The sequence below is a fragment of the Phenylobacterium sp. 58.2.17 genome, from assembly GCF_026411515.1.
Classification (GTDB): domain Bacteria; phylum Pseudomonadota; class Alphaproteobacteria; order Caulobacterales; family Caulobacteraceae; genus Phenylobacterium.
In genome coordinates, this window is sequence record NZ_JAPMTQ010000032.1 from 40,586 (window position 1) to 50,888 (window position 10,303).

At 68.3% G+C, this 10,303-nt stretch carries 7 protein-coding genes; 1 reads left to right on the forward strand and 6 read right to left on the reverse strand.

Annotated elements, in window-relative coordinates:
* Positions 1-26 precede the first annotated feature (26 nt).
* The 6 genes from OUA97_RS17095 to OUA97_RS17120 form a co-directional block, all read right to left on the reverse strand.
* Complete coding sequence (locus OUA97_RS17095) at positions 27-1,715, reverse strand: hypothetical protein (RefSeq protein ID WP_267233236.1); 1,689 nt, start codon at positions 1,713-1,715, stop codon at positions 27-29.
* Complete coding sequence (locus OUA97_RS17100) at positions 1,715-2,665, reverse strand: ornithine cyclodeaminase family protein (RefSeq protein WP_267233237.1); 951 nt, start codon at positions 2,663-2,665, stop codon at positions 1,715-1,717. Before OUA97_RS17100 ends, OUA97_RS17095 begins: the two co-directional genes overlap by 1 nt.
* Positions 2,665-3,969, reverse strand: coding sequence for an APC family permease (locus tag OUA97_RS17105; RefSeq protein WP_267233238.1), 1,305 nt, complete (start codon positions 3,967-3,969; stop codon positions 2,665-2,667). Before OUA97_RS17105 ends, OUA97_RS17100 begins: the two co-directional genes overlap by 1 nt.
* Positions 3,966-4,943 carry an ornithine cyclodeaminase family protein gene (locus tag OUA97_RS17110; protein ID WP_267233239.1) on the reverse strand — a complete coding sequence of 326 codons (978 nt, stop codon included), beginning with the start codon at positions 4,941-4,943 and terminating at the stop codon, positions 3,966-3,968. The genes OUA97_RS17105 and OUA97_RS17110 overlap by 4 nt, the downstream gene beginning before the upstream one ends.
* A gap of 102 nt (positions 4,944-5,045) precedes the next feature.
* Positions 5,046-8,009 (reverse strand): TonB-dependent receptor domain-containing protein, encoded by a 2,964-nt coding sequence (locus tag OUA97_RS17115; protein ID WP_267233241.1) that lies wholly within the window; start codon positions 8,007-8,009, stop codon positions 5,046-5,048.
* 237 nt (positions 8,010-8,246) lie between these two features.
* Positions 8,247-9,398: an aminotransferase class I/II-fold pyridoxal phosphate-dependent enzyme gene (locus OUA97_RS17120; RefSeq protein WP_267233243.1), complete on the reverse strand. Its 1,152-nt coding sequence runs from the start codon at positions 9,396-9,398 to the stop codon at positions 8,247-8,249.
* Positions 9,399-9,563: 165 nt separating this feature from the next.
* Here OUA97_RS17120 and OUA97_RS17125 point away from each other — a divergent pair, with 165 nt between their 5' ends.
* Entirely contained in the window at positions 9,564-10,046 is a 483-nt protein-coding gene (locus OUA97_RS17125; protein ID WP_267233244.1) for an Lrp/AsnC family transcriptional regulator, read from the forward strand.
* The last annotated feature ends 257 nt before the right edge of the window (positions 10,047-10,303 follow it).

The following is a 10,303-nucleotide window of genomic DNA, read 5'->3' on the forward strand; positions in this document are numbered from 1 at the left end:
CCGGGATGGCCGCACCTCTTCAGGCGTTACCGCCCGCAGGCCTTGTCCGGCACGCCCGGCACGCGCTTCCACTGATAGATCTCGACCTCTTCAGCCCGCGGCAAGTAGCTGATCGGGAACGTCTTTCCGTCCCGCGTCACCTGCAGGGTCAGCTGCTTTTCCGGATCGCCCTGCAGGGCGTCCAGCGCCTGGCCGTAGGTCACCACGTCGCCGTCGCGCAGCCCGGCCTTGGCCGCCTCGGAGTTCGGCTGCAGGTCGCGGATGGTCTTGACGTCGCCGACCAGCGACTTGGGCTCGAAGCCCAGCTCGAACCGCCGGACCTTGCCGGTCGTGCGCGTGAAGCATGGCCCGAAACCGTCCGCCTCCGGCAGCATCAGCCCGCCCGCCAGCATGGCCGCGTGGGTCTTGGCCCCCGCCGCGTCGAGCTCCTTGTCCAGCAGCGCCAGCCAGTCGGCCTCGCCGGTGGTCTGGCCGCGGCGCTCGCGCTCGACCATCTCGATCACCAGGTCGTCGACCGAGCGCTGGCCGCCCGAGGCTTTGCGGATCTGGCCGTCCAGCACCGCGAAGTACATCGCGCCCCGGTCATAGGGCAGCACGCGTACGCGGGTGTCCTCCCAGAAGCGCGGGGCGATCTGGTCGTTGGGCGTGTCGTTGAGCGGATTGGAATAGTAGCGCCGCGCCGTCTCGTTGATGTCCGCCAGATAGTCGTCCGGCGTGATCAGGCCGGCGCGCAGCGGCAGAAGTGCTTGATAAAACACGGCATTCCCCTCGCCGAACCACTGGCCCGGCCCGTCCACCGCGGTCCAGGTGTGGATCATCTCGTGCGCCAGGGTGCCCTTCAGCGCCTCGCCCGAGCCGGTCTTGCCGTAGGTGGTCAGGAACGAGTTGGTCAGCGCCGCCCCGCCCCCGGCGTTGATCGGGTTGTAGCGCAGGAACACCCGATACGGCGGCTCGCTGGGATCGCGGAAGAAGCCGATCATCCAGCTGTGCAGCTGCTGGGTCCAGTCCATCACCGGCCCGGGATCGAACGGCGGCGTCCCCAGCCAGACCGCCGAGAAGCCGCCCTTGGCGTGCTGCGGATAGCGGTGCATCGGCCCAGCCATGAACACCGTCGACATCAGCCGTCCGGCCGGCCCGACGCCCAGCGAGACATCGCCGTCGCCATAGCTCGAGGTCGCCGCCGAACCCGGCAGCCTCGAAAGATCCCAGCGCAGGCTGATGTCGTAAGGCGTCGCGCCCTCCGGGATCAGGATGAAGGTGTTGCCCACCCCCGACAGTCCGCCGCCCTCGGTGCGCAGCTGGTAGGGTGGCCCCGCGCCGCGCTTGGGCGGGGTGTTGTCGATCGGCGCGCGGTAGCTGACCGTCAGGTCGCCCTTCACCGCCCGCCCCGGGATCCAGTGGCGCGCATAGGCGATGGCCACCGGATCGTCCTTGAAGCTCAGCGGAACCTCGCCCGCGGCGTCCGTGGCGCGCAGGTCTTGCAGGGTCGTGGCGACGGTGGCGGTATTGGCGATCACCACCGGCAGGGTCAGCAGCGGCTGGCCGGCGGCGGCGTCCACGCCCGACAGCTTCAGGGTGACGTCCAGGTGCCCCTGCTCGGCGTCGGCGGCCAGCGGACCGGGCGCCAGCAGCACCTCCATCCGTTCGTGCGCTTGGGCCATCGTGGCGAGGCTCGCCGAAGCGAGCAGCGTGGCGGCGAAAAAGCCCTGACGCATCAAGCGGTCTCCGAAGCCTTGTAGAGAGCCCAGGCGCTGGCCAGATCCTGCACCACATGGCCGAGGGACTTGTAGATCGTCACCTGGAAGGCGTTCTGGCGGCCCTCCAGCTGGCCGGCGAACACCTGGCCGATCTCGCCGACCACGTGCCGCTCGTCGATCAGGCCGGCCTCCTTGGCCTTCAGGTACTCCGCCCCCTGGGCCAGCACCCCCTCGCGGCTGTCGGCGATGAAGCGGGCCCGGACCACCAGTTCGTCGTCGATCTCGACCGGCCCGGCGTAGCTCGACCCGACGACGTTGACGTGCGTTCCCGGCCCGATCCACGCGCCCTTCAGGATCGGCTCCTTGGCGGCGCTGACGGTGCAGACGATGTCAGCGTCGGCGACCGCGTCCTCGGCCTGCGCGAAGGCGGTCACCGGCACGCCCAGCTCGGTGCTCATCGCCGCGGCGAAGGCCTCCGCGCGGTCGGACGAACGCCCCCAGACCGCGATCTTCTCCAGCGGCCGCACCTGGGAGATGGCGCGCGCGTGGGTGGCGGCCTGCTCGCCATAGCCCAGCAGCGCCAGGCGGCTGGCCTCAGGCCGGGCTAGGACGTCGGTCGCCGCGGCGCTGGCCGCGGCGGTACGGATGGCGGTCACCTCGCCGGCATGGACCACGCAGGCCGGCGCGCCGGTGGCCGGATCGAACAGCACGATCAGCCCCTGATGCGACTGGCGGCCCTTGGCGAAGTTCTCGGGATAGACGCTGATCACCTTGGCCCCGAACGGCGCGTCCTCGCCCATCGCCCCGGGCATCAGGCCGAACATCCGACCTTCAGCCAACGGGATGATCGAGCGCAGCAGCTGGCGCGTCTGGCCGGTCGAAAAGGCGATCATCGCCTCCCGCACGATCGGGATGGCGATGTCATAGGTCAGCCGCTCGGCGACCTCCTGGCGATCGATGACCCGCATCAGGCGACCGCCCGCTGGCGGCCCGACACCGCATAGTAGGTGACGCCGATCGCCGCCCAGACCGCCAGCGCCGCATAGGGCGTCCAGTCGGCCGAGAAGCCCAGCACCGCCACCACCAGCGAGGCCGCGCAGCCGGCATAGGCCCAGCCGACGGTCGCGCCCTTGGACAGCTTGAAGCGCGCGCCCTCGTAGATCTCCGGATGCTTGCGCACGACCACGGTCGCGGCGATGCAGGTGGCGGCGTACTTCAGCAGCGTCGGGATGTTCACCGCCAGGAACAGGCTGGTCAGGTTCATCGGCGCCAGCAGCCCCAGGCAGGTGGCGCCGAGAATGGTCGCCAGCGCCATGTGCGGCGTGCCGTACTTGGGATGCACCTTGGCCAGGGCCGCCGGCAGCATGCCCTCGCGGGCCATGGCGAACAGGCTGCGCGAGAAGCCGAGGTAGAGCGAGTTGATCGACTTGGCGATGGCGATCACCGCGGCGCAGACGATCAGCGGCTTGGCGACCGGACCCATGAACGGCTGGGCGGCGTCGAGCAGCGGGGTCTCGCTCTTGGCCAGCGCCTCGGGGCCGATGACGCCGATCGCGACCGCCCCGACCATCAGGTAGAGCGCGACCGCCGTCAGGATCGACAGGCCGATGCCGAGCGGAATGGTCTTCTGGCTGTCCTTGACCTCGTCGCCGATCTCGGTCGCCGCCTCGATCCCGAAGAACAGGCCGATCAACAGCGGGATCGCCGCCAGCATCCCGGCCGTGCCGTTGGGCAGGAACGGCTCGAACTGAGCGGCCTGCACGTGCGGCGCGCCCCAGGCCGAGAAGACGATGAACAGCACCACCAGCGCGCCCATCAGGATCACCTGCAGCCGCGCAGCCAGGCCGACGCCGAAGTAGTTGGCGAAGAAGAAGATCACGAACGCCGCCAGCATGGTCGGCTTGGTCGGTAGCGGGATGACCATCGACAGGTAGCGGACCATGACCAGGGCCAGGATCAGCATCGCCCCGACATTGGAGACGATGCGCATCCAGGCGATCAGATAGCCGACGAACGGATGCACGAAGCGCCGCGACCACTCGAACGAGGCGCCCGAGGTCGGCAGGGCCGAGCCCATGAACGCATAGGTCATGGCGATCACGAACATCGGCACGGCGGCGACCACGACCGCCAGCAGCATGCCAGGCCCGGCCAGCGCGGTGGCCGGCGCGATGACCGAGAAGATGGCCACGCCGACGGCGGTGCCGAGGCCAAGGGCGACCACGGCCCACAGGTCGACGCCCTTGTGCATGCGGGCGGTCTGATCGGTCATAGGGTCTTTCCGGTAGCGTCTCGATAGAGCCAGGCCGCCGCCGCCAGATCCTGGGCGGCGTGGCCGAGCGACTTGTAGAGGGTGATCTCGCCCGCCGCCGTGCGGCCCGGCCGCGCACCGGCCAGCACCTGGCCGATCTCAGCGGCGATGTGGTCGTCGCCGACCAGTCCGGCGGCCTTGGCGCGCAGGAACTCCCCGCCGTGCGCCAGCACATGCTCGCGATGGTCGACGATGAAGCGGCCGCCCGCCACCAGGTCGCAGGCGATCTCGGCCTGGGCCGGTCCGCTGGAGCCGACCGCGTTGACGTGGGTCCCCGGCGCGACCTGACCCAGCGAAAGGATCGGATCGGCCGCGGCGGTGAGCGTGCAGACGATGTCGGCGCCGGCGAGCGCAGCCTCCATCGAGGCGGCCAGTGTCTCGACCCCGGTGTCGGCGGCGACGCGGGCGGCCAGCGCGCCGGCCTGGTCGGCCGAGCGGGCCCAGACGCGGATCTGGCGCAGGGCGCGGACCTTGGCGATGGCCTGGGCGTGGGCAAGCGCCTGCTTGCCGGCGCCCAGCAGCGCCAGGACCGACGCGTCGGGCCGGGCCAGGGCGTCGGTGGCTACGGCGCTGGCCGCGGCGGTGCGAATGGCGGTGACCTCGCCGGCGTCGACCAAGCAGACGGGCGCGCCGCTCTGCGGATCGAACAGCAGCACCACGCCCTCATGGGCCTTTGCGCCGTCGGGACGCTTGAAGACGCTGACCAGCTTGGCGCCGAACACGCCGGTCTCGGACATGGCGGCCGGCATCAGGGCGAAGGTCTTGCCCTCGCCCCATGGCAGGAAGCTGCGCAGCTGCTGGCGCACGCGGCCGTCCGAGAGCGCGATCATCGCCTCGCGGACCACCGGGATCGCCGCCTCGTAGGTCAGCCGGGCGCGGACGGCTTCGGCGTCGAGCACGATCAGGTCGCCGAGTTCATCCTTCGCCAAGCTCATGCCCCTGCCCTCGAAATGCGTGACGGCGCCGGACCGTGGGTCAGACCGGCGCCGCCTGCCGCGCGCGGATGAGACTGTTCCGCGCGACGGTTTGGCGTGGCCCTAGAACCGCGCGTTCAGGCCGACATAGTACTGACGGCCGAGGATGTCGCCGTAGGTGCGGGTCGGATACGACGGCTCCTCGTCGGTCAGGTTGATGACGCCGGCACGGACCGTGTACTTGTCGAAGGCGTACTGGGCCGAGATGCTGTGCCGGATGTTCGCCTTGATGTCCGGCGTCGGCGTGTTTTCGATCGTGTCGAACCGGTTGACCTTGGTTTCCGGCAGATAGAACAGCGAGTAGGTCGCCCGGATCGGGCCGCGCGACCAGCGGGCGTCGAAACGGCCGACCCAATCGGGCTGCGCCGTGGTGCCGTCCGTACGCGTCGTGTCGAAGCCGGTGACCGAGGTCTCGAGCTTGGCCGTATGAGTGGCCTCGACCGCCAGTTCCAGTTCGCCGTAGTCCGCGTCGTTGAAGAAGCGCCCCGGCGAGAAGCGGTAGTTGATGTTGTAGACCTCACCCCGATAGGTCACCTGACCGGCGTTGTAGGTCGTCGATTGAGCGGTCACGACATGACCCAGCTCGTTGCGAGTGAAGCGGCTGCAGACGTCGGCGGGCATTTCCGTCGAGTCGAAGCAGGTCTCCAGGAAGTTCACCGGCAAGAAGGCCGAGAGGCCGTCCGTCAGGTCCACTTCAACCCGGTCGACGACGATCGTCAGGCCTGGCGCGAACGACGGCTGGAACACGAAGCCGTAGGTCGTGGTGTCCGAGATCTCGTTGCGCAGGTCGAGGTTGCCGCCCGTGGTGATCTGCGCGTTGGAGAAGTTCTCCGACGGGTCCTGGAAGCCGGCCAGTGGCCCGTAGCTCGGATTGGCGGCGAACAGGGCCCGGCAGTTGGCCATACGCACGGCCGGGTTGGGACCCGAGTTGATGCGGTCGGCGTCGCAGGGATCGCGGGAGATCGAACCAAGCTCGGTCCGCGACGGGGCGAACATCTGGTCGAGGGTCGGCGCCCGGAAGTTGCGGCTACGCGAGGCGCGCAGGGTCAGACCGTCGAAGACGCCCCACTGAAGGCCCGCGCTCCAGACGTTCTCCTTGCCCGCCAGCGAATTGTCGACCCGCCGATAAGCGCCGTTCAGATCCAGCGACTGGACCAGCGGCAGCGTGAAGTCGCCGCCGAGGATCGGCACCAGAACTTCGGCGGACAGTTCGTTGGTGTTGTAGCTGGCCGCCGTCGCCTCGGTCGGAACGCCGGTGCCAGTCAGGCCGAGTTGGTTGGCCATGAACGGCGCGAACTTCGCCTTTTCATAGCGATACTCATACGCCGCGCTGAACTTGACCATGCCGGCCGGCAGCTTCACGAGATCGCCGCCGATGGTGGCCAGGAAGTCGTCCTGGAAGTTCAGGTAGTGTTGGCCGACCCGCTCGTTGACGTAGAGGCGCGCCACCTGGCTGACATTGTTGGCGCCGAATGGGTTGATCGGGGCGCAGTTCGGATCGTCATTAGCGGCCGAAGCGTCGGCGTTGATCGCGCAGACGATGTTGCCGGCGCTGTTGCGCACTGCATTGATCGCATTGGCGAACTTGGCGTTGTTGACGCCCCAGCTCTCGAAGCGGCCGTCGGTCTCGCCGTGGCTGTACGAGGCGCTCCAGTAGAAGTTGCGATCGGCGAAGTCGAAGTCGCCATCCAGCGACACGAGCGCTCGCACGGTCTCGGTGGTGTTCACTCCCTCGCGGGTGTGCAGCAGGTCGTTCCACCACTTCGAGAGATAGAGCGGCGGACCGCCCGGACCCAGCAGCGCACGCGCCTGGTCGGACAGGTAGGGGTTGGCGCGGCTGATGGCGATCGCACCAGCGCCGCTGGCGGCTGAGTTCAGGATCGTATTGCTGATCTGCACCGCGTAGGGGTCGCGGCCTTCGACCTTGGCATAGAGCAGCTCGCCCGACAGCTTGATGCGGTCGGTGATGTCGTAGTGGCCGATGACGTTGCCGGTGATGCGCTCGACGCCCGTGTAGAGCGCGGCGAGGTCGCGATAGCTGAAGCCCTCGCCGCCCGAGGCGAACGGCACGCCCGAAATCGTTCCCGGATTGTAGGCGACCAGATTGCCGTTGGCGTCGAACTGCTGCGGCGTTCCATTGACGCGATAGAGGAAGTTCGGCACGGGGGCCGGCGCCGGCGAGAATAGGACGCCGTTGGGATTGAACTCCCAGAAGCGGGCGTCGAAGATTTCCTTCAGCGACGAGATTCCGTCGTTCGGACCGGTGTCGGCCGGGTTGTTGACGGTGATGCGCGCCAGATTGCTGCGCGGACGATCCTTGTCGTAGAGCGGCTCGGTCTTCGAGTACTCGAGGTTCACCGCGACGTTGGCGCGATCGTCGAGGAAGTTGCGCCCGGCTGTCGCGCGCAGGCTGGTCTGCGGATAGTCGTCGCGCGAGGAGATGCCGTACTGGGCGTCGAGCTCCAGTCCTTCAAAGCTGTCCTTCAGGACGTAGTTGATCACGCCAGCGATGGCGTCCGACCCGTAAACGGCGGCGCCGCCCGCCTGCACGACATCGACGCGTTGGATCAGGCCGGTCGGGATGATGTTCGTGTCGACGACGCGGTCGCCAAGACCCGGAAGCGCGGTGTTGCTCTGCCCGGCCGACGACGTCACGAAGCGGCGGCCGTTGACCAGGGTCAGGGTCCGGCCCGGACCGAGACCGAAGAGATTGGGATACTGCTGGCCGGTGCCGGCCGCATCGCCCGAACCGTCCGGCGAGGCGAACGACGGCGAAACGGAGGTGAGCTGATTCAGCATCTGGCCCGGCTGAACGAAGCCGCGGTCGGTCATGGCCTGCTGATCGATGACCAGCACCGGCGCCGGCGTGTCAGTCTCGACACGACGGATGCGTGAACCGGTGACGATGATCTCCTCGATCGCCACCTCGTCCTGCGCGAAGGCCGGCTGGACCGACATCGCCGCGGCGATCGCCAGACCGCCCATCATGCTGGTGGCGAGCATGCGCCCGCGAACCGACTGAACCATCTTATATCCCCCTGTTGTCACGGAGCCCCTCCGGCTCCGACGCGACCCGCCGCTCCCCGTTCGGGGCGGGTCGCAAACTCCGCTTTTGCGTTGTGGCGCTTGTCGAAAAGCTAGGCGCTGGAACGCGGTTTTTCTTTTCGTTCTTCAAACCGACGCCAAAGCGTCGCAGATTGTTTATGCGCTCGCCGCCCCCGGCCCGCATGGCCGATGCGAGTTCGAAACGCAGCGCGCACAAGGTCATCGCGAGTATCGCCGCAAGGCGTCGGCGAAGCGGCCCAGACCGCGGTCCAGCGGTTCGGCGTCTCCGCCGAAGCCGATCCGTACATGGCCGGGCAATCCGTAGAACTCGCCGGGCGCGACCATCACGTGGTGCTCGCGCCAGAGCCACTCGGCGAAGGCGTGGGTGTCGGCGACGCCCACGACGCGCGGGAAATACATGCAGCCATGGGCCGGCAACTCCCCGGCCAGCAGCCCTTCGGCGATCATGCTCTGCGCATGGCGCTCGAGCACCGGGCGCGAGCGGGCCAGCAGGCCGCGCCAGTGGTCGTCGAACGGCGCCATGTCCTCCAGCACCCGCGCGGCGACGGCGTGGGAAAGCTTGGAGACGCCCATGTCGCCCTGCTCGCTGGCCGCCAGGATCCTGGCGATCTTGTCGGGCGCGGCGATCGCCCAGCCGCACTTCAGCGCGAACAGGCCCTGGACCTTGGTCAGGCTGCCGACGCTGATGATCTCCGGCGAGTAGGTGGCGGCCGCGGCGTGCGGGCCGGCGAAGTCGCCATAGACCTCGTCGATGACGATGCGCACGCCGCTCTTGCCGGCCAGGGCCGCCAGCGCCAGCAGCGTCCCCTGCCCCAGCGACGCGCCGGACGGGTTGTGCAGGTCGGTGAGCAGCACCAGGCGCGTCTGCGGCCGGATCAGGCCTTCCAATTCGGCGGCGTCGACCGCGAAGTCGGGCGCGCGGCGCGGCAGATAGCTGATCGTCGCCCCCGCCGCCGCGGCCAGGCCCGGCAGCAGATCGAAGCACGGGGTCTCGACGATCACGTGGTCGCCGGGCTCGATGAAGGCCCGGATCGCCATCGCCATCGCGCTGGTGGCGCCGGTGGTGCAGAGCACATTGGCCGGCTGCACGCCGTAGCGCCGCGCCACGGCGGCGGCGACGAAGCGGTTGCCGTTGGCGAACACGCTCTCGTAGCGGTCGGTGATTTCGCCGCCGAACGCGCCGCGCACCACCTGGGCCAGCAGCTCGGTCGGTTCCTTGATGGTGGAGTCGAACAGCACCGCCGCGTCCGGGGTCGCCGCGATGTTGCGCATCGCCGCCCGCACCCAGTTGGAATAGTCCTCGGGCGACGGCGTATGCGACCCCGCAGGCTTGGGCGACTTACTCGGCATATTTGACTTCGTCGCCCCCAAGGCGCCGCCCCCGCCCGTGCGGAGACAGTTGCTGATCGTGAAGTGAGCCTATTCCACCACTCGGGATTATCTTGCCTTACTCGGCCTTGACAGCGCCGATCTCCGCATCCGCTATGCGCGCATACTGAACCAAGGACATAAGATATGCCCGCCGAGCTCGACGCCATCGACATGAAGATCCTGGAGCTGATGCAGCGCGACGCCTCGCTCTCGACAGCCGAGCTCGCCGAGCGCGTGGGCCTGTCGCAGTCGCCCTGCTGGCGGCGCATCCAGCGGATGCGCGAGGAGGGCTACATCAAGGCGCAGGTGGTGATCGTCGACCGCGAGAAGCTGGGCTTCAAGATGCAGATCTTCGCCCAGGTGAAGATGACGACGCTGAGCGACGAAGACCGCGCGAAGTTCCACAAGGCTATCAACGATATCCCCGAAATCCTTGAATGCTATACGGTTTTCGGGGAAATGGACGCCATGCTCAAGATCCTGGCGCCGGACGTGATCTGGTATCAGGACTTCATCTTCTCGACCCTACTGAAGCTGCCCGGCGTCATCGACGTCCGTTCGATCGTCACCCTGACCGAGTCCAAGAGCACCACCGCCATTCCGATGCGGGCGCGCAAATTCCGCTGATCGCGATGCAGGCGCATGACTAATGCAAGGCCTGTGGCTGCCGCCGCATAATCCTCGCCGCCGCCGCGACCTTCGCCGTGGAGAACGACAAGAAAATCCACCGGCCGGCGCCTAGCGTTTCAAGCACGGCCGGAGCTGGCCGCAAGAGTGCGAGATCACCATGAAGCTGACGCGCCGCGCCCTCGTCGCCGCCGCCGCCGCCGGCGGCGCCATGGCCCAGTCGGCCGCGGCGGCCCGGTCTCTTATAGACATCTCCT